Below are 19,517 nucleotides of genomic sequence, written 5' to 3'. Positions count from 1 at the left end.
CCATATGGCGCGGCGGCTGATTCAGGTGGTCCGGTCGAGTATGAGACTCTTGTAGGCGGCTAGGCTCAGAAGCGCTGCGATCAACGCCGCTCCCGCAATCTCCCATCCGGTCCAATACTGGAGAACAGTAGCTGCCAGAGCCATCCCGAACCATGTGGGAACCACATATCTCAAGATTGCAGTTCTGACCTCAGCCCAAACAGCTCCACTTAGACGGCTCATGTTCAAACTCCTCTCCAGATCAGGATACACCCATTACCTGTAGCGCATCTTCAGCAACGTGAGTGCTCAAAAAGGCGCCGCCCAGCAGGCGTCCGCCATTAGCCACGCCCGAGACGGGATTGATGACACCCGCTGCAGCACCGCCGAGACCACCAGCGATGATTGCGGTCGTACCACCTCCAGCGCTCCACGCTCCTGCGGCCCCGCCAAGGCCGCCAATTACGCCGCCAACCGCATTCGCGATCCACGCCCCACTAACCTCCTCAATCTCATCCATCGACAGCTCACGGACGCCGTCAAACTCCATCGTCATCGCCGTTATGGCGATCCTCCTTTTCGTTCAGATTTTGCAACGGTGCGTGGCCACGCATGCAAAGAATGAGCGAGCTGAGCCGGGGGGGTCAAGTCGAAAAAATCCCTATTAGTTGTATGCAAAAATTGTAAGGCGCGTATCCGCCTCACCCAAAAGCTTTTTTTAGAGTTTGCATTCTGAAATTTTTTTGGTGGCCCAGGTTTGGGCCGCCACGACACGCTGACCTGTTAAAAGGGCGCCGCGTGGCGGTGGTGGCGCCAACAACGTGCCCCGGTCCCAACCAGAGGCATGCCGCCACGCGCCCCCGCGCAGTTTTAACGCCGCATCCCCCTCGCCAAGACAGCCCCGTCGCCCTAAACCTCACCCTCGTGTTTGGAACGTTCATCAATCTCGCCCGCCTGGCCCGCGCCGCCTGGACGCTGGCGCGCCATGACGCGATTTTTCCCACGGAGTATCAGCAGGCGTTTCCCGCGCCCGCTCGGTTCCTGGGCAAGTTCGCGCGCCTGATCGCGATTCGTGATCGCGCCGCCAATCCCGGCGAGCGCCTGGCCCATGCGCTGGAACAGCTGGGGCCGTCCTATGTGAAGTTCGGCCAGGTCATGGCCACGCGCGCCGACGTGGTGGGCCCCGACTTCGCCAAGGGCCTGTCCCGGCTGCAGGACAAGATGAAGCCGTTCGGCCTGGCGCGCACCGAGGCGACGATCCGCGCCGAGCTGGGCGGTCAGGTGTCCGACTGGTTCACCGAGCTTGGCGAACCGGTGGCCGCCGCCTCCATCGCCCAGGTGCACAAAGCGGTCACCACCGATGGCCGCACCGTGGCGGTGAAGATCCTGCGCCCCGATGTGGAGCAGCGCATCAAGCGCGACATCTCCGCCATGCGCCTGGGCGCGAAACTGGTGGAGGGCCTGCTTCCCGCCACCAAACGCATGGAGCCGCAGGCGTTTGTGGAGACCGTGGCGCGCTCGCTCACCCTGGAGCTGGACCTGCGCCTTGAGGCGGCGAGCGCCTCGGAGCTGTCCGAAGCGGCGGTGTCGGCGCAGAATTTCTGGATCCCCGAGATCGACTGGTCGCGCACCGCCAAGCGGGTGATGACGCTGGAATGGATCGACGCGATCCCCTTGACCGACATGGACCGGGTCAAGGCGGCCGGGATCGACACGGAAAAGCTCGCCACCGATCTCACCGACGCCTTCCTGACCACGGCGCTGGAGCGCGGCGTGTTTCACGCCGATCTGCATGCGGGCAATCTCTTCGTCTCCGAAGACGGGCGGCTGTGGGCGGTGGATTTCGGCATCATGGGCCGGCTGGGCGCGGATGAACGGCGCTATCTTGCGCGCATCCTGCACGGCTTTCTCACCCGCGACTATGAGTCCGCCGCTGAGGCCCATTTCGCCGCCGGCTATGTGCCGGGCAGGTTCTCCAAGGCCGATTTCGCCAGCGCTCTGCGCGCCGTCGCCGAGCCGATCTTCGGCAAGACCGCCGATGAAGTGCCCATGAGCCGGGTGCTGCTGCAGCTGTTTGAAATCACCGACCTGTTCGACATGCATCTGCAGCCGCAGCTGGTCATGCTGCAAAAGACCATGGTGCAGGCCGAGGGCGTCTGCCGCTCGCTCACCGACCGGCACAATATGTGGAAGGCCTCCGCCCCGTCGGTAGAGCGCTTCATGCGCCGCGAGCTGGGCCCGGAAGGCAAGGTGCGCGACGCGATCCGCGATCTGGAGACCATGCGCGACGCGGTGCTCTCCCTGCCGGGCACGCTGGACCGCCTCTCCAAAGCCGCCGAGGCGCTTAAAGCCGAGCCGGCGGCTGGCGCCCAGGCGTCGCAGGAATGGACCATCCGCATCCTCGGCGCCGTCGTGATCGCCGGCGCCGCCGCCCTGATCACCGCGTTCGCTCTCGGCGCGATCTAGCGGCGCCGTTTGACCACCAACTTGACGGTAAGCACGCCTGTGCTTATATGAGATCTCCAAATGGATGGAGGGTTCCATGCGTGAGCGCGCCGGACACACTTTCGAGCATGAAACCAGCGGCGGCGAGCCCGTGCGTGAGACCCGAAAGCTGCGCAAGACCGGCAACAGCTATGGCGTGACCCTGTCGCGGAAGGCGCTCGATACTGCGGGCTTGTCGCCGGATACGCCAGTGGTCGTGCGCGCCGAAAAGGGCCGGGTCGTGATCTCCGCCGAGGGCGGTGTGTACGACCTAACCGTTGCGGCGGGCCGCGAGGCCATGGCGCAGTATCGCTACGCCCTGACAAAGCTTGGCCAATGAGCCCGCGCCTGCCCGACCGGGCGGGCTTTGTCGACGTGTTGGGAGAAATCCTCCACGAGACGACGGGCACGCCGCTGCAGTTTCGAGATGAAGGACTGCTTCAGTCCGCCTTCGCCAGGCCCGAGAATCGCCTCGCCTATGGCGATGAGGCGGATGCCTGTGCGCTGGCGGCGGCGCTAGCCTTCGGCCTCGCCAGGAACCATCCGCTGGTGGACGGGAACAAGCGCGCCGCCGCCGCCGCGTTTCTGATCACGCTCTTTCTCAACGGGTTGCGCCTCGACGCGTCCCAGAGCGCGCTGGTGGACACATTCACCAGTCTCGCCTCAGGCGCGCTGGACGAGGACGGGCTCGCCGACTGGGCGCGGGCGCGGATCGTGGCCGATGAAAGCTGGTTGGCGGACCCCCGACGCACCCGTGATCAGCGCGGCGGGTGACGGGCGGGCGCGCCGGGTCTAACACTGAGCGTCTCACACTGGCGGGTGAACCTGCGGGAGCGGCCCATGACCGGCAAGCGTATTCTTATCATCATCGGCGGCGGCGTCGCCGCCTACAAGTCTCTGGAGCTGATCCGGACGCTGAAGAAGCGCGCCATCGCCTCGCGCTGCATCCTCACCGCGGCGGCCAAGCAGTTCGTCACGCCCATGAGCGTCTCGGCGCTGTCGGGCGACAAGGTCTATGACGATCTGTTCTCGCTCACCGACGAGGCCGAGATGGGCCATATCGAGCTGTCGCGTTCGGCGGATCTGATCGTAGTGAGCCCGGCCACCGCCAATCTCTTGGCCAAGCACGCCTGCGGGATCTGCGATGATCTGGCCACCACCGCCTTGCTGGCCACCGACAAGCCGGTGCTCATGGCGCCGGCGATGAATGTGCGCATGTGGACCCATCCCGCGACGGTGCAGAATGTCGAGACTTTGCGCGGGCGCGGCGTCACCGTGATGGAGCCGGATGAGGGCGAGATGGCCTGCGGCGAGTTCGGCCCCGGCCGCCTGCCGGAGGTGGAGCGCATCGCCGACGCAATCGAAGCCGCCCTGAAGCACCACTGATGCGCGCGATCGTCACCGCCGGGCCCACGCTGGAGGCCCTGGATCCGGTCCGGTTCCTGTCAAACCGCTCGTCGGGCAAGCAGGGGTTCGCCATCGCCGCGGCCCTGCGCGATCAGGGCTTCGAGGTCACGCTGGTGACCGGCCCGGTGGCGCTGGACGATCCGGCCGGCATCACCACCGTGCGTGTGGAGAGCGCGCGCGACATGCTGGCCGGCGTCGAGGGCGCGCTGCCCGCCGACGCGTTTGTGGCTGTGGCCGCCGTCGCCGACTGGCGCCCCGCCCACAGCCATGACCGCAAGCTCAAGCTGGACAAGGGCGCCATGACATCGCTGGAGCTTGTGGAAAACCCGGACATTCTCAAGACGATCGCCAACCACCAGGCCCCGCGCCGCCCGCGCCTGGTGGTGGGTTTCGCCGCCGAGACCCATGACGTGGCGCGGCTTGCCCGTGAGAAGCGCCTGCGCAAGGGTTGCGACTGGATCGTCGCCAACGATGTTTCCGGCGACGCCATGGGCGGAGAGCACAACGCCGCCCTCCTGATCCGCGAGCATGACGAGCTGGTGATCGAGCGGGCCGCCAAGTCTGAAATCGCCGCCCGGCTCGCGTCGGAAATCCGCGCCGCTCTCACCGATTAGCCCTGCTTGCTGCGGCTGGTGACGGCTTCGGTTTGGCCCCGAACGGCTGGCCTGTTACGCTTCGCCTATCTGCAGCAACCTCATGGACGATCGATGAAGACTGTTTTTCTGGCCGCGTTCGGCGCGGCGGCGTTCACCGGCGCGGCGTCGGCGCAATGCTATGAAGTCGGCGCCGACGGCGCTGAGTACACCGAGATGAGCGGCTACGAGCTGCGCGAAGAGACCGCGCGGCCGGGCCTCATGGATCCGCCGCCCTTGTCTGAAGAGGCCGCCGGAATCATGTGCGTGCGCGACACGATCGTGCCCGACGCCAATGATTTCGAGCTTGTGCGCTATCGCGGCGTGCCGCTCTTCCTGCGCGACGGCGAGGGAGACGACGCGCGCGTCCTCGCGATCGGCTTCGTCGCAGCGGACATGAATGAGGCGGGCGAAGAGACCCCGCCGCAATATCTCGTTCGCCGCGTCCAGGGCGAACTGACCGAGGACGATATCGTCGCCATCACCGGCGCCCTTGAAGCCTTTGCGGACGCTGAAACCGCGCTCGACGCCTATATCGCCGAGCAGAGCGAGAGCGAAGACTAGTCATCGCGCCCGGCCATCGCGCCCGGCTGGCGGCCACCCGTCGGCCGGGCGCGCACCGCGCGATGCAGACGCATGCGCCTTTAAAGGCTGACGCGGCGGGAAATCTTCGTACTCTGCCGGCCTCGCCCGCCTTTTGAGGAGATTTCGGCCCGTGGTCACGCTGAAGGTCAAACCGCTCGCCCATTTCAAAGGTCTAGCCCTGCCGCGTTATGAAACCGCAGGCGCGGCCGGCATGGATCTGCGCGCCGCCCTGCCGGACGCCGAGCCGGTGGTGCTGGCGCCGGGCCAATGGCGGCTCATCCCCACCGGGCTCTCCATCGCCCTGCCGGAGGGCTTTGAAGCCCAGATTCGGCCCCGCTCGGGCCTGGCCGCGCGCCATGGCATCAGCTGCGTCAACACGCCGGGCACCGTGGACAGCGATTATCGCGGCGAGATCAAGGTCAACCTCATCAATCACGGCCCCGAGCCCTTCACCGTCACCCGCGGCGAGCGCATCGCCCAGATGGTCGTGGCGCCGGTGACGCAGGTCCAGTGGCTCGAAGTGGACGATCTTGGCGACACCGCGCGCGGCGCAGCCGGATTCGGCTCCACTGGGCGCTAAGGTCGCGGCTAGAGACGCCACGTGGCTCTGGAAGCGGCTGCTCGCCGCGCTATCCTGTCGAACATGGAACGCCGCCCTTACGAGACATGGCCGTCCGATCCGGCCGCCCCGCCCTTGTCCGGTGAGGCGCAGCTGTATCTGGACGCGGAAATCCGGCCGCACCGGTCGCTGGGACATCGCGGCTTCTACGCGCTGATGGCTGCGGTCGGGGTGATCAGCTTCATCGCCGGGACCGCCTTCATGGCGATCGGGGCCTGGCCGGTGCTGGGGTTTTTCGGCCTTGACGTGCTGGTGGTGTATCTGGCCTTTCGCTGGTCCTATCGCGATGCGCGCCGAGTAGAGACCATCAAGGTCACCGATGACGAGATTCGGGTCGCAAGATGCACGCCTTTCGGCCATCAGACCGCCTATCGCGTGCCGCTTGCATGGACGAGGGTCGAACTGGCCGGAGAGGGCGAGCCGGACGTGCAGGCCCGCCTTCACCACAAGGGCCGCAACCTGATCATCGGCTCCATGCTCAGCCCGAAAGAGCGCGAGGCTCTGGCCGGCGCCGTGGGCGAGGCGCTTGTGCAGGCGAGGCGCGGCGCGCCGCAAGAACCGGGTGGCGCCCCGGCCTGACGCTTGGCACTGTCACCGCCATGACCGACACCTCCTCTCCTCCCGAACTCTCCGCCAGCGCCGATTATGCGCGTATGGGCGCCGCGATTTCCTGGCTGTCCGAGCATTGGCGCGATCAGCCGGACCTCGACGCCGCCGCGCGCGCCGCCGGGCTTTCGCCGCACCATTTCCAACGCGTGTTCACCCGCTGGACCGGCACCAGCCCGAAACGCATGGTCCAGGCGCTTACCCACGCCAGCGCGCGAAAGCTTTTGGTGGACGGAGCGAGCGTTCTGGACGCCGCCTATGAAACCGGCCTTTCGGCCCCGTCGCGCTTGCACGACATCTTCATCGCCGAAGAAGGCGTGACGCCCGGCGAAGCCAAATCCGGCGGCGAGCGCCTCACCTTCAAAATCGGCGAGGCGGCGACCCCGTTTGGAACCGGGGTGTTCCTGATCGCGCCGCGCGGCCTGTCCGCCCTGGGGTTTGCGGACGAGGGCGCGGAGGACGCGGCGCGCGCCGACCTGACGGAGCGCTTCCCCTCTGCGCGATTTGAAGTGGATGATCGGCTTGCGGCCAGCTGGGCGGAACGGATTTTTGACGCCCGCCCCGGCGAGACCCGGTTGGACCTGGCGCTCTACGGCACGCCCTGGCGTCGCCAGGTCTGGCGTGCGCTGCTGCGCATTCCTGCGGCGAAGACCGTGAGCTATCGCGATATCGCGGTGGAGGTCTGCACCGCGAAGGCCAGCCGCGCCGTGGGCGCGGCGGTGGGCGCCAATCCGGTGAGCTTTCTGATCCCGTGTCACCGGGTGCTCTCGGGCGATGGCCGGCTCACCGGTTATCACTGGGGACTGAATCGCAAGCGCTGCATGCTCGCTTATGAGGCCGCGAGAGGTTAAATACCTCACTATGATTGGTCAGGGCTTCTATCTCGTGGGCGCGCTCGTCGCGCTGTTCATCGTCGCTTCGCTCACCCGCTGGGTGCTGGCGGTGCGGTCGCTTCGCGGTGACGCAAAGGCCGAATACGCCAGTCGGCTTGTGGACAAGCCCGCCACGGTGGCCTCGGTGTCCGAGGCCGAGTTTGTGGCGCTGTACGTGCGAAGCTTTCAGCCCCACGGCGCGCTCTACGCCGCCGGTGGCGCCGCCGCCGCCCTTCTGGTGAGCCCGCCGGCGCTGATCCTCGTACCGCTGGGCTATGACGCGATCTGGCGCGCAAACGGAGCCCCGTCCTGGGCGGGCCATACCGGCTATGTCTACATGTTCTCGCTGTTTTTCGCCCTTTGCTTTATCTGGGCGGCGGTGGCGGCGATCTTTGCGCGCCTGGCCCATTCCAAGACGCCGGAGCCGTTCCACCACGCCCTCGCCCGGGCGCGCGGCGAACCGCTTCCCAACGATCCCGGCTGGCGGCCCCGCCCCAAATGGGCGCGCCGCGTTCGACCGGACCCCGATCCTAAGTCAAGTCCCGATACGAAACCCGGCGCCTGACCGGCCCCGTTCTGTTTTTAAATCCCGCAAGGAGCGTTCCCGCAATGGAATTCCTGCACACCATGCTGCGCATCACCGACATTGAAGCTTCCCTTGATTTCTTTTGCGAGGGGCTCGGCTTTGAAGAGGTGCGCCGCACCGAAAGTGAAAAAGGCCGTTTCACGCTGGTTTTCCTGGCCACACCGGATGACCTCCACCGGGCCGGCGTGACGACCCCTGTCACCACCCCGCTTGAGGGTCCGCTGCCCACCGGCCTGCCCATGGTGGAGCTGACCTATAACTGGGACCACGAAGAATACGGCGAGGGCCGCAATTTTGGACATCTCGCCTATCGCGTCGCCGATATCTACGCTTTGTGCGCGCGCATGCAGGGCATGGGCTACACCATCGCCCGACCGCCCCGCGACGGGCGCATGGCCTTCCTTAGAAGCCCCGACAATATCTCCATCGAACTCCTGCAGCAGGGCGAGCCGCTGGAGCCCGCAGAGCCGTGGCTGAGCATGGAGAACGAGGGCCGCTGGTAGGCCGCCGGGAACCTGCTGAATCGGCTCTGCGTTAACCATAGACGAGAACGCAAGCGGAACATCACTTGACCCGATTCCATGTTCCGCTTATGTTCTCACGCGATGGGAACAGGAGCGTGATATGGCTTACGCCTCGAATTCTGACGGATACGCCCGCAATTCCGGCAAGCGCTGGCGGCGCGACGATCTGGCGGCCCTGCGCGACATGGTGCGCCGCGGCGCGCCCTTGCGCCTGATCAGCCTGCGTCTGGGCCGGCCCGATGCGGCGATCCGGTCCAAGGCCAGCGATCTGGGACTGTCAGTGAGCCAGACCAACGCCATGGTGGCCCCGCCGCCTACACGCACCCTGGCGCGCAATCCGCAGCGCGGCCCTGACCGCGACCCGGAGATGAACGCCCGCCAGCTGGAATTATTCGGCACGGCGTAGCAGACCCGCGCCGAGTCGCACCTCACGCAGCGGTGCTGCGCGCCGCATCGCTTATCCCAGCACGTCCTGCATGGAATAAAGCCCAGGCTGGCGATCTTTCAGCCAGAGCGCCGCCTCCACCGCGCCGCGCGCGAACAGGAAGCGGTCAAAGGCGCGATGGGTCACCGTCACTTCTTCAAAGGCGGAGAGAAAGCGCGCTTCGTGCTCGCCCACAACGCCGCCGCCGCGCAGCGACGCAAACCCGATCGTACCCATGGGCCGCGAGCCGCCGGTGCGCGGGCGGTCAAACTGCGCCACCGCCTCAAACCGATCGCCGCGCGCCGCAGCCGCCGCCTTGCCCAGGCTGATTGCGGTGCCGGACGGCGAATCCGCCTTGCGCTTGTGATGGGTCTCCACGATCTCCAGATCGAACTTGTCGGCGCTCAGCGCCCGGGCGGCCTCAGCCACAAGGCGCTCCACCACCGCTACGCCGAGGGAGAAGTTACTTGCCTGAAGCACCGGGATGGATTGCGCCGCAGCCTCGAGCCGAGCCTGCTGATCGGCGTCCAGCCCCGTGGTGCCGGTCACCAGCCCGACCCCGCCGCGCTCCGCCAGCCGCTCGGCCACCGCCGCGGCCACCGCCGGCGCGGACACGTCGATGAGAACGTTCGCCTCCGCCACCGCTTCGGTGAGGGCCACCACCGCTTCAACGCCGAAAAAGCCCTTTTCGGCGAGCTCGCCAAGATCGGCGCCCAGGTGCACGCTGTCCTGGCTCACCATACCACCGGTCAGCGTCGTGTCGCCGCGGCTGATCAGCTGATGGGCGATGGTCCGCCCCAGCCGGCCGGACACACCGCACACCGCGGCGCGAAGTTTTATATCAGACATAAGCGCGCTCCTTCGCTTCGCTTGTCGCCTGATCGTAGTGAAGAAAGCGGTAACGCGTCGCGCTCACCAAGACGGCGCTGAACACATTTTTTAAGACCCCCTACACCGCCTCGTCGTCACCGCGCACGTCGTTCCAGAAACGTTTGACCTTCTTGAAAAAGCCGTCGCTCTCCGGATTGCAACCGTCGCCGGAGATGTCGCAGAACTCGCGCAGGATCTCGCGCTGGCGCTCGGTAAGCTTGCGCGGAGTCTCGACGAACAGCTCCACGAACATGTCGCCGCGCGCGCCGCCCGTGTTCACCTTGCTCATGCCCTTGTGGCGCAGGCGCATACGCTCGCCGGTCTGGGAGCCGTCAGGGATGGTGATCTTCACCTTGCCGCCCTCGATGGTGGGTGCGTCGATCTCGCCGCCCAGCGCGGCGGTGACCATGGGCACCGGCGCCCGGCAATAGAGATTGGGACCGTCGCGCTCGAACAGCTCGTGGGGCAGCACCGAGATGAAAATGTAGAGATCGCCGCGCGGCCCGCCGCGCGCGCCCGCCTCGCCCTCTCCGGCCAGGCGGATTCGCATGCCGTCCTCCACGCCGGCGGGAATCTGGATACGCAGATCGCGCATCTTGCGCACACGGCCCGCGCCGTCGCACTCCTGACAGGGCGTCTCCACGTACTGGCCCCGCCCGCCGCAAGTGGGGCAGGCCTGCTCCATGGTGAAAAACCCCTGGGTGCGCCGGATCCGGCCCGCGCCCGAACAGGTCTCGCACGTGGTCACGCCGGTGCCCGGTTCCGCGCCGTCGCCGCCGCAACGCTCACAGGAGACCGTCGTAGGGATGCGGATTTCGGAATCCTTGCCGTGGAACGCCTCTTCCAGCGTGATTTCCATATCATAGCGAAGATCAGAGCCGCGCGCCGGCCCGGCGCGGCGACCGGCGCCGCCGCGCGCGCCCCGGCCCCGGCCGAAGGCGTCGCCGAAGACCTGCTCGAAGATGTCGGCGAAGTCGGCCGCCGAACCGCCGCCGAAGCCGCCCTGGCCGAACGGACCCTGCCCGCCGCCACCGCCCTGGCTGAACGCGGCGTGGCCCATGCGGTCATAGGCGGCGCGCTTGTCGGCGTCGGACAGCACCGAATAGGCCTCACCCACCTCCTTGAACTTGGCCTCGGCCTCGGCGTCGCCGGGATTTTTATCCGGGTGGTATTGCATGGCGAGCTTGCGATAGGCGCTCTTGACCGCCTTCGCGTCCGCACCCTTGTCCACGCCCAGGACGTCGTAATAGTCGCGCTTGCTCATTGGTCGGTACACATCCCGTTCGGCCCATCGCCCGGTCGCCATGGGCGGCGGGTGTCTTGAGTATCCCCCTCCCCATGTCGGGAGAGAGCCGGGGTGGGGTGAGGCGGTCCGGATCCGGACCCGCAATGGCTGGCGATCGCGCCCCCCACCCCGACCCTGCCCCGTTTGGGGAGGGAGCGAGGATGACGCGAGCCTTCATGGTCCAAACGCTTCTCCGGGCGCCAGGCCCGGCCGAAGCGATGCGGCCCCGCCCCGGGGGTCGGGACGGGGCCGCGTTATCACGAGACCGCGTGCTTAAGCGCTTTTCTTCGTGTCGCTGTCGCCGTCATCGTCCTTCACCTCGGTGAATTCCGCGTCGACGACGCCCTCGTCGTCGTTGGATGCGCCTTCACCGCCCTGGGGCGCTTCGCCCCCGGACTGCTGGGCGGCGTACATCGCCTCGCCCAGCTTCATGACGGCCTGTTGAAGGGCCTGGGATTTCTGCTGGATCGCCTCGACGTCTTCGCCGTCCTTGACCTCCTCCAGCTCCTTGACCGCGGTTTCGATCGCTTCCCTGTCGGCCGGGTTCAGCTTGTCGCCGAACTCGGTGACCTGGGAGTTGGTCTGGTGGACCAGCGCCTCAGCGGTGTTCTTGGCGTCCACCAGCGCGCGGCGCTTTTTATCGGAGTCCGCGTTGGCCTCGGCGTCCTTGACCATCTGGTCGATGTCGGCGTCCGACAGGCCGCCCGAGGCCTGGATGCGGATCACCTGCTCCTTGCCGGTGGCCTGGTCCTTGGCCGACACGTTGACGATGCCGTTGGCGTCGATGTCGAAGGTCACCTCGATCTGCGGCATGCCGCGCGGGGCCGGCGGGATGCCGACAAGATCGAACTGGCCGAGCATCTTGTTGTCGGCTGCCATCTCGCGCTCGCCCTGGAACACCCGGATCGTCACGGCGGTCTGGTTGTCGTCGGCGGTGGAGAAGGTCTGCGACTTCTTGGTCGGGATCGTCGTGTTGCGATCAATGAGGCGCGTGAACACGCCGCCCAGCGTCTCGATCCCCAGCGAAAGCGGGGTCACGTCCAGCAGCAGCACGTCTTTCACATCGCCCTGGAGAACACCGGCCTGAATCGCGGCGCCCATGGCCACAACCTCGTCGGGGTTCACGCCCTTGTGCGGCTCACGGCCGAAGAAGCCTTTCACGGCTTCCTGGACTTTGGGCATGCGGGTCATGCCGCCCACCAGAACAACGTCGTCAATGTCGGAGGCCGACACGCCGGCGTCTTTCAGGGCCGCCTTGCACGGATCGATCGTGCGCTTGACCAGGTCTTCCACCAGGCTTTCCAGCTTGGCGCGCGACAGCTTCATGTTCAGGTGTTTGGGACCAGACGCGTCGGCGGTGATGAAGGGCAGGTTCACCTCATAGGAGGTGGCGCTGGACAGTTCCTTCTTGGCCTTTTCGGCCTCTTCGCGCAGGCGCTGGAGCGCCAGCTTGTCCTTGCGCAGATCAATGCCCTGGTCCTTTTTGAACTCGTCGGCGAAGTATTCAACGATGCGCAGGTCAAAGTCTTCGCCGCCCAGGAAGGTGTCGCCATTGGTGGCCTTCACCTCGAAGACGCCGTCGCCGATCTCCAGAACCGAAACGTCGAACGTGCCGCCGCCCAGGTCGTAAACCACGATGGTGCGGTTATCGCCCTTGTCCAGGCCGTAGGCGAGCGCGGCCGCGGTGGGCTCGTTGATGATGCGCAGCACTTCCAGCCCGGCGATCTTGCCGGCGTCCTTGGTGGCCTGACGCTGGGCATCGTTGAAATAGGCCGGAACCGTGATGACGGCCTTCTCGACCTTCTCACCCAGATAGCTCTCGGCGGTCTCCTTCATCTTCTGGAGGATGAAGGCGGAGATTTCGCTAGGCGCGTACTTCTTGTCGCGGCCCTGAACCCAAGCGTCGCCATTGGCGCCCTCGACGATGGCGTAAGGCACCATGTCCTTGTCTTTTTTCACCGTCGGATCGGCCATGGTGCGCCCGATTAGGCGCTTGATGGCGAAGAAGGTGTGGTCGGGGTTGGTCACCGCCTGGCGCTTGGCCGGCTGGCCGATCAGGCGCTCGCCGTCTTCGGTGAAAGCGACCACGGAGGGTGTGGTGCGCATCCCTTCGGCGTTTTCGATCACCTTCGCGCCGTCGCCGTCCATGACCGCGACGCAGCTATTGGTGGTCCCGAGGTCGATTCCGATAACCTTGCTCATGGTGTCTTCAGTCTCCTTGTTCCGGCGGGGCGGGCGGATGGCCGGGGCCCGAAGCGCTCCGGCGATGCGAGGGCCGCCCCCCGACTTGACGTCTGTTACTGCACAAAACGGCCGGGACGAGCCCGGAGCAAATCTCAAAATTTCACGCGGACTTTATGTCCTTGCGCGTCACGTGGCGATTTAGGAAGGCGAGCGGGGGCGCGCAAGGGCGAACAGGAGAATCGTTTTCCTCACCGCCGTGCGCGGTTAGGCTTTGGCGACCCTTGCGCCACACGGTTCTCCATGCCCTCCACACGCTTCACCCCGCCCGCCGGCTTCAAGCTGCTGCCTGAACGCCTGCGCCGGCCCGAGCAGGCGTCGCTTGTGAACGCCGTGCTGGCCGGGATCGCCGAGAGCCCGCTCTACCAACCCGCCATGCCGCGCACCGGCAAGCCGCTGTCTGTGCGCATGACCAATTTCGGGCCTCTGGGCTGGATGACCGACAAGGACAGGGGTTATCGCTATGAGCCCGCCCATCCGGTCACCGGCGAGCCCTGGCCGGCGATGCCCGCAACGCTGCTGGACCTGTGGGACGAGGTCGCCGGCTGGCCCGATCCGCCCGAGGCTTGCCTTGTGAACTGGTACGGTCCGGACGCGCGCATGGGCCTTCACGTGGACAATGACGAAAGAGCGGTGAATGCTCCGGTGGTTTCCGTCTCGCTGGGCGACTGGGCGCGCTTTCGTCTGGGCGGCCCGTCGCGCAGGGACCCGACCGCCTCCTTCATCCTGAACTCCGGCGACGTGGTGGTTCTGGGCGGCGCGGCGCGGGCCTGTCATCACGGGGTGGACAGGATCTATCCCGGCACGTCCACGCTTCTGCCGGAAAGCTGGCGGCCGGGGCGCATCAATCTCACCTTGCGCCGCGTCACGCCGTGAGGCGGCGGCGAGGAGCTACAGGCGCGATGCAGGCCGGATATGGCGCAAACCGCGAAGTCATCGTAACGTCGTCACTATTGATGAACACGTTCAGCAAGGCGCCGCCATGGATTTGAAGACCCTAGTGGCCACGCTTGGTGACCATGTGCTCGATTCGGTTCTGATCACGGAAGCCGAGCCGGTCGACCTTCCTGGCCCGCGCATCGTCTGGGTCAACGAAGCGTTCACACGCACCACCGGCTACACGCTCGACGACGTGATCGGCAAAACGCCTCGCATTCTGCAAGGCGCGGATGTGAACCGCGAAGCGCTGGCCACCATCAGCGCGGCTCTGAAGGCCTGGCGCCCGGTGCGCCAGATCCTCAAGAATTACACCAAGGACGGCGAGCCCTTCTGGATCGAGCTCGACATCAAGCCGGTCGCGGATTCCAGCGGCTGGTATTGTTACTGGCTCGCGGTTCAGCGCGACGTCACCGACCGGGTCGAACAGGCCGAAGCCCTGCGCCAGGCGCGCGACGAGGCGCGCTCGGCCAACCGGCTGAAATCGGAGTTTCTGGCCAATATGAGCCATGAAATCCGCACCCCTCTGAACGGCGTGCTGGGCATGGCCCAGGTGCTGTCCTTCACCGACCTGGATGAACGCCAGCGCCGTGCGGTGGACACCATTCTGGCGTCCGGCCGATCCTTGCTGGGCCTCATAGAAGACGTGCTGGATCTTTCACGGGTCGAGGCCGGACAGCTCAGCCTGTCGCCCGAACCGTTGACGGCGCGCGAGATGGTGGAGCAGGCCGGCGAGGCGGTCCGCGGCGTCTGCGTCCAGAAGGGGCTGACCCTTCGAATCGAGCCCGGCGACGGTGCGGACACGCCCTTCATGGCCGATCCGCGCCGCACCCGTCAGATTCTCGTGAATCTCGCCGGCAATGCAGCCAAGTTCACGATGAGCGGCTCCGTGGTGATCGCCTCCAGAGTCGAGGATCGAGCCGGGGATCGGCTTCGGGATCAAAATCGGGATTCGGCCCGCGGCCCGTCCATGGTCTTTGAGGTTCGCGATACAGGACCCGGCGTACCCCCCTCCCTGCGCGCGGCGATATTCGAACGCTTCCGCCAGGGTGAGGCGTCCTTGTCGCGCGACCATGAGGGCGTCGGGCTGGGTCTCGCCATCGCAAACGAATTGGCCGCTCTGGCCGGCGGCGCGCTGGAGGTGGATGACGCACCCGAAGGCGGCGCGGTGTTCCGCGTGATCCTGCCGTTGATCACCGCCGACCCGGTTGTAACGCCGCCGCCCCGGACGGCCGGTGCAAGCGAGGCCGCGCCGTCACCGGCGCGCCACGCCCTTCTGGTGGAGGACAATCCGGTCAATCGCGAGGTGGCTGAAGAGGCGTTGGTCCTGCATGGCTGGCGGGTCAGCTCGGAAGCCCGCGCCGAGCCGGCTCTGAAACGGCTGCAGAGCGAGGCCTTCGATCTGGTCATCATGGACCGGGAGATGCCGGGTTTGAACGGCGAGGAGGCGATTCGTCTCATCCGCGCCATGGGCCCGCCGGTACGCGATATTCCCATCCTCATGGTCACCGCCCACGCCATGGCCGGCGCGCGAGAAGCAGCTCTGGCGGCGGGCGCCGACGACTATCTGGCCAAGCCGGTGGTTCTCGATCAGATGGTGGCGGTGGCCGCAAGGCTTTGCGAGCGCACGGCGCGATAGCCGATCTCGTTCAGCCTCAATTCAGCCTCGATGGTTTCTGATAACCGCCATGTAACGGACCGCAGGGGTCCGTCCCGTTGCTTTTCAAGGGAGTTCGCCATGTTCCGCAAGCTCGTTCTACTCGCCGCCGCGCCGCTCGCCTTGAGCGCGTGCGCCACCAATCAGGGCGTCCAGGGCGCCGCCATCGGCGCCGGCGCCGGCGCGCTCGCGGGCGCGGTCATCGGCAATAATGTCGGGTCCGGCAACGCCCAGACCGGCGCGCTGATCGGCGCGGGCCTCGGCGGCGCCGCCGGCGCCGTGGTGGGCTGCAACCGCCCCGGCGGCTGTGGGCATAACGCCAACAATCCCAACCATTCCGAGCTGTATTACGATCAGTATTCGGGCCGCTACTGGTATGAAGACTACCGCAACGGCTCCACCTGGTGGCAGAACGGCGAGGCGCGCACCGCCGCGCGCCGCTAGGGCCTCAAACGCCCGGCAGACATGAAAAGGGCGGCTCCGACGGGGCCGCCCTTTTTTATGCCTTGAAGTGTGTGCGCGCCTTTAAGCGCTCACATCCACGCCGCCGCCCGCGCCGCTCTGAGGCGCATCCGGCTTGTCCTGGGATTTGCCCTGACCGCCGCCGCCTTCAGCGGGACCGGCGCTGACCACCACCATGGCGGCGCGCAGGGTGCGCTCGCCGATGACATAGCCAGGCTGCATCACATGGGCCACGGCGCCCTTGGGCTGGTCGGCTGGCACCTGTGCGGCGGCCTGATGGTGATTGGCGTTGAACGGGTCGCCGGGGCTCGGCTCGACCTTCTTGACGCCGTGGCGCTCCAGCGTCGCGACCAGGCGGCGTTCGGTGAGCTCGACGCCTTCGATCAGCGTGGCGAAGGCCGGTCCGGCGCTCCGCTTGGCGTCGCCGTCGATGCTCGCAAGCGCACGGGCCAGATTGTCAGCCACGTCCAGCATGTCGCGCGCAAAGCCGGTGACGGCGTATTCGCGCGCATCCTTCACGTCACGCTGGGCGCGCTTCTTGGTGTTCTCCATCTCCGCGTAGGCGCGCAGGAGCTTGTCGCGGGCCTCGGCGAGCTGGGCGTCCGGATCGGGTTCGGGCGCCGCCTCGGCGAAATCATCGCCCCGGCGTTCCGCCTCGAGCGAATCGGGCTGCTCGTCTTCGCCCAGCGGCGCGTCCGCGCCGGTGCGCGCAGCCTCGCTCTCGGGGGACGCCGCGGTGGCGGCGTCGGGATTGGTGTCGGGTTTTGCGTTATCCTGGGTCATGGGAGGCTAGATCAAGTCGATGGGTCAAAAGGTCAAGGGGTCATCGCCCGCCGGCGATCAGCTTGCCCACCACCTGGGCGGTGTAATCCACCAGCGGAATGACGCGCGCATAGTTCAGCCGGGTCGGCCCGATGACGCCCAGCGCGCCGATGATCCGGTTGTCGCGGTTGCGATAGGGGGCGACGATGACGCTGGAGCCGGACAGCGAGAACAGCGGGTTTTCAGACCCGATGAACAGGCGCACGCCCTTGCCCGACCGCGCTTCGTCCAGCAGCGCCAGAAGGCCCTCCTTGCGCTCGATATCGTCAAACAGCAGACGCACGCGCTCCAGATCCTCGGCCGCCTGCACCGCTTCAAGAAGGCGGCCCTGACCGCGCACGATGAGGGTGCGGCTTTCCGGTCCGCCCCAGTCCGCCAGGCCCTGCTCCACGAGGCTGGACGCGGCGCCGTCGAGCTGAGCGCGCTTGCTGGCGATCTCCTCGGCGATTTCTTTCAGAGCTTCAGCCAGGGTGCGCCCGCGCAGCCGGGAGGAAAGATAATTGCCCGCCTCTATGAGCGCAGCCGGCGGCAGCCCGACAGGCGCGCGCATGAGCCGGTTCTCCACCCCGCCGTCCTCGCTCACCAGAACGGCGAGGATTTCGGTGGGCGACAGATTGACGAACTCCACATGGCGCAGCGGCGCATCGGCTTCCGCGCTCGCCACAAGGCCGGCGCCTCCGGCCAGGCCCGACAGAAGCGCGGAGGCTTCTGACAGAACTTCTTCCGGCCGGCGCCCGGCGGCGCTCACCCGGTCCTCGATATCGCGGCGCTCCTCGCTGTCCAGATCGCCGATCTGCAACAGCCCGTCCACGAACAGGCGAAGCCCGGCATGGGTGGGCATGCGCCCGGCCGAGGCGTGGGGCGCGCTCAGAAGCCCGGCTTGCGCCAGATCAGCCATGGTGTTGCGGATGGAGGCCGGCGACAGGGTCAGTCCGCTGGTTTTCGACAGGGTGCGAGAGCCCACCGGCTCGCCGGTGGCCAGATACGTCTCCACCAGCTCGCGAAACAGCCGGCGCGAGCGCGCATCCAGAGCCTGTAATCCGGTAACCGGGCGGAGTGGGTCGTCCATGCCTCAAGAGGTAGTCGCGTCGGCCCGCCTTAGCAATGCGCCCCGCTGGCGCCGCCCCGCCCGGCTTGACCGGCGCGCGGATCAGAGTAGCAAGGCCAGCAACAGTGTTCAGGAGATCCCCCATGCGCCCCGATGGCCGCCAGCCCGACGCCCTTCGCGACATTCGCTTTGAAATGGGGTTCAACCCCTACGCCGAGGGGTCCTGCCTCGTGAAGTGCGGGAATACCCATGTGCTGTGCACCGCCAGCGTCGACGATCACACCCCGCCCTGGCTGCGCGGTCAGGGCAAGGGCTGGGTGACGGCGGAGTATTCCATGCTGCCGCGCGCCACCCATACGCGCACAAGGCGCGAGGTGACCGGCGGCAAGGTCTCCGGCCGCACCCAGGAGATCCAGCGCCTGATCGGGCGGTCCTTGCGCGCCTGCATCGATCTCAAAGCCCTGGGCGAGCGTCAGATCCTGATTGATTGCGACGTGCTGCAGGCCGACGGCGGCACGCGCACCGCGTCCATCACCGGCGCCTGGCTCGCCCTGAAGCAGGCGGTGGGCTATCTGCTGGAGGAAGAGGTCATCAAGACCGACCCGGTCCACGCCCAGCTCGCCGCCGTGAGCTGCGGGCTGATCTCCGGCGAGGCGCGCCTGGATCTGGAATACGAGGAAGACCGGATCGCCCAGACCGACGCCAATTTCGTGCTCAGCGCTCAAGGCGGCGTCATCGAGGTGCAGGCCACCGCCGAGGACCGCCCCATGGCCCCCGAACAGTTCGACCAGCTCTTCGCGCTGGCCCGCAAGGGCGTGTCCGAGCTCTGCGCCAGGCAGACCGCCGCCCTGAAGGGCTGAAGCGCGCATAAAGCCCGACGATCTTCAGCCGGCGGCGAGTCCGCCGGCTAAAGCGTCTCGATGGTGAGATTATTGTTGGAGTAGATGCAGATATCGCTGGCGACCTTCATGGCCTTGCGGGCGATGGTCTCGGCCTCGTCCTCATACTCCATCAGGGCGCGCGCCGCGGCGAGGGCGTAATTGCCGCCCGAGCCGATGGCGGCGATGCCGTCTTCGGGCTCCAGCACGTCGCCGGCGCCGGTGAGCACGAAGCTCTCATCCTTGTCGGCGACGATGAGCATGGCCTCCAGCCGGCGCATATAGCGGTCGGTGCGCCAGTCCTTGGCCAGCTCCACGCAGGAGCGCGCCAGCTGACCGGAATGGGTCTCCAGCTTGCCTTCCAGGCGCTCGAATAGAGCAAAGGCGTCGGCGGTGGCGCCGGCGAAGCCGGCGATCACCTTGCCGCCGGCCAGCGGGCGCACCTTTTTGGCGGTGGCCTTCATCACGGTGTTGCCGATGGAGACCTGGCCGTCACCGGCCAGGGCCACCTTGCCGGACTTGCGCACGCATAAAATCGTGGTGCCGCGCCAGCCGGGAAATTTCGGCTCTTCGCTGCTCATGTCACGGGCCTTTCTAAGG

At 66.7% G+C, this 19,517-nt stretch carries 21 protein-coding genes and 1 pseudogene; 15 read left to right on the top strand and 7 right to left on the bottom strand.

All coding sequences use genetic code 11. From position 1 onward, the window contains the following. Positions 1-241 precede the first annotated feature (241 nt). Entirely contained in the window at positions 242-529 is a 288-nt protein-coding gene (locus ACWCOP_RS00605) for a hypothetical protein (protein WP_478249279.1), read from the bottom strand. A 374-nt stretch (positions 530-903) separates the two neighbouring features. Between ACWCOP_RS00605 and ubiB the strand changes: the two genes are divergently transcribed. The 11 genes and pseudogenes from ubiB (at position 904) to ACWCOP_RS00550 (ending at position 8,700) form a co-directional block, all read left to right on the top strand. Continuing rightward, positions 904-2,445: a 2-polyprenylphenol 6-hydroxylase gene (gene ubiB / locus ACWCOP_RS00600; protein ID WP_478249278.1), complete on the top strand. Its 1,542-nt coding sequence runs from the start codon at positions 904-906 to the stop codon at positions 2,443-2,445. 76 nt (positions 2,446-2,521) lie between these two features. Beyond that, a complete protein-coding gene (locus tag ACWCOP_RS00595) occupies positions 2,522-2,803 on the top strand; it encodes an AbrB/MazE/SpoVT family DNA-binding domain-containing protein (protein WP_478249277.1) in 282 nt (93 codons plus the stop codon). Continuing rightward, positions 2,800-3,237 (top strand): type II toxin-antitoxin system death-on-curing family toxin, encoded by a 438-nt coding sequence (locus ACWCOP_RS00590; RefSeq protein WP_478249276.1) that lies wholly within the window; start codon positions 2,800-2,802, stop codon positions 3,235-3,237. Before ACWCOP_RS00595 ends, ACWCOP_RS00590 begins: the two co-directional genes overlap by 4 nt. 66 nt (positions 3,238-3,303) lie before the next feature. Beyond that, positions 3,304-4,484, top strand: a pseudogene (gene coaBC, locus ACWCOP_RS00585) (bifunctional phosphopantothenoylcysteine decarboxylase/phosphopantothenate--cysteine ligase CoaBC). Between the two features lie 93 nt (positions 4,485-4,577). Continuing rightward, complete coding sequence (locus ACWCOP_RS00580; RefSeq protein ID WP_478249275.1) at positions 4,578-5,066, top strand: hypothetical protein; 489 nt, start codon at positions 4,578-4,580, stop codon at positions 5,064-5,066. 151 nt (positions 5,067-5,217) lie between these two features. Further along, on the top strand, positions 5,218-5,667 hold the full coding sequence (dut, locus tag ACWCOP_RS00575; protein WP_478249274.1) for a dUTP diphosphatase: 450 nt from the start codon (positions 5,218-5,220) through the stop codon (positions 5,665-5,667). Positions 5,668-5,688: 21 nt separating this feature from the next. Beyond that, positions 5,689-6,285, top strand: a complete 597-nt coding sequence (locus ACWCOP_RS00570; protein WP_478249273.1) for a DUF2244 domain-containing protein — start codon at positions 5,689-5,691, stop codon at positions 6,283-6,285. Positions 6,286-6,305: 20 nt separating this feature from the next. Then, on the top strand, positions 6,306-7,163 hold the full coding sequence (locus tag ACWCOP_RS00565; RefSeq protein WP_478249271.1) for a methylated-DNA--[protein]-cysteine S-methyltransferase: 858 nt from the start codon (positions 6,306-6,308) through the stop codon (positions 7,161-7,163). A 34-nt stretch (positions 7,164-7,197) separates the two neighbouring features. Beyond that, entirely contained in the window at positions 7,198-7,749 is a 552-nt protein-coding gene (locus ACWCOP_RS00560; protein WP_478249270.1) for a hypothetical protein, read from the top strand. Between the two features lie 44 nt (positions 7,750-7,793). Next, positions 7,794-8,273 (top strand): VOC family protein, encoded by a 480-nt coding sequence (locus tag ACWCOP_RS00555; protein WP_478249268.1) that lies wholly within the window; start codon positions 7,794-7,796, stop codon positions 8,271-8,273. Positions 8,274-8,394: 121 nt separating this feature from the next. Beyond that, the gene (locus ACWCOP_RS00550; protein ID WP_478249267.1) at positions 8,395-8,700 is read left to right on the top strand and encodes a hypothetical protein; all 306 of its coding nucleotides are present in this window, start codon (positions 8,395-8,397) and stop codon (positions 8,698-8,700) included. Positions 8,701-8,751: 51 nt separating this feature from the next. Here the strand turns inward: ACWCOP_RS00550 and dapB are convergent, their stop codons facing one another. From dapB to dnaK, 3 genes are all read right to left on the bottom strand, one after another. After that, positions 8,752-9,567 (bottom strand): 4-hydroxy-tetrahydrodipicolinate reductase, encoded by an 816-nt coding sequence (gene dapB / locus ACWCOP_RS00545; protein ID WP_478249266.1) that lies wholly within the window; start codon positions 9,565-9,567, stop codon positions 8,752-8,754. A gap of 100 nt (positions 9,568-9,667) precedes the next feature. Continuing rightward, positions 9,668-10,852, bottom strand: a complete 1,185-nt coding sequence (gene dnaJ / locus ACWCOP_RS00540) for a molecular chaperone DnaJ (RefSeq protein WP_478249265.1) — start codon at positions 10,850-10,852, stop codon at positions 9,668-9,670. Positions 10,853-11,146: 294 nt separating this feature from the next. Further along, positions 11,147-13,075 carry a molecular chaperone DnaK gene (gene dnaK / locus ACWCOP_RS00535; RefSeq protein ID WP_478249263.1) on the bottom strand — a complete coding sequence of 643 codons (1,929 nt, stop codon included), beginning with the start codon at positions 13,073-13,075 and terminating at the stop codon, positions 11,147-11,149. A gap of 282 nt (positions 13,076-13,357) precedes the next feature. Between dnaK and ACWCOP_RS00530 the strand changes: the two genes are divergently transcribed. The 3 genes from ACWCOP_RS00530 (at position 13,358) to ACWCOP_RS00520 (ending at position 16,151) form a co-directional block, all read left to right on the top strand. Beyond that, the gene (locus ACWCOP_RS00530; RefSeq protein WP_478249261.1) at positions 13,358-13,990 is read left to right on the top strand and encodes an alpha-ketoglutarate-dependent dioxygenase AlkB family protein; all 633 of its coding nucleotides are present in this window, start codon (positions 13,358-13,360) and stop codon (positions 13,988-13,990) included. A gap of 106 nt (positions 13,991-14,096) precedes the next feature. Further along, positions 14,097-15,689, top strand: a complete 1,593-nt coding sequence (locus ACWCOP_RS00525; RefSeq protein ID WP_478249260.1) for a PAS domain-containing hybrid sensor histidine kinase/response regulator — start codon at positions 14,097-14,099, stop codon at positions 15,687-15,689. Positions 15,690-15,788: 99 nt separating this feature from the next. Next, positions 15,789-16,151, top strand: a complete 363-nt coding sequence (locus tag ACWCOP_RS00520; RefSeq protein WP_478249258.1) for a YMGG-like glycine zipper-containing protein — start codon at positions 15,789-15,791, stop codon at positions 16,149-16,151. A gap of 81 nt (positions 16,152-16,232) precedes the next feature. Here the strand turns inward: ACWCOP_RS00520 and grpE are convergent, their stop codons facing one another. Both grpE and hrcA read right to left on the bottom strand, forming a co-directional pair. Further along, a complete protein-coding gene (gene grpE, locus ACWCOP_RS00515) occupies positions 16,233-16,952 on the bottom strand; it encodes a nucleotide exchange factor GrpE (protein ID WP_478249257.1) in 720 nt (239 codons plus the stop codon). A 40-nt stretch (positions 16,953-16,992) separates the two neighbouring features. Further along, positions 16,993-18,060, bottom strand: coding sequence for a heat-inducible transcriptional repressor HrcA (gene hrcA / locus ACWCOP_RS00510; protein ID WP_478249256.1), 1,068 nt, complete (start codon positions 18,058-18,060; stop codon positions 16,993-16,995). 122 nt (positions 18,061-18,182) lie between these two features. On the opposite strand from hrcA, the gene rph reads away from it, so the two are divergent. Continuing rightward, positions 18,183-18,899, top strand: a complete 717-nt coding sequence (gene rph, locus ACWCOP_RS00505; protein WP_478249255.1) for a ribonuclease PH — start codon at positions 18,183-18,185, stop codon at positions 18,897-18,899. Between the two features lie 47 nt (positions 18,900-18,946). Here the strand turns inward: rph and hslV are convergent, their stop codons facing one another. Continuing rightward, positions 18,947-19,498, bottom strand: a complete 552-nt coding sequence (hslV, locus tag ACWCOP_RS00500) for an ATP-dependent protease subunit HslV (RefSeq protein ID WP_478249254.1) — start codon at positions 19,496-19,498, stop codon at positions 18,947-18,949. Positions 19,499-19,517: the final 19 nt, after the last annotated feature.

This window comes from Apolloniradiicaulis salifontis, assembly GCF_053756655.1.
This window is presented reverse-complemented; position numbering and strand designations above follow the sequence as displayed.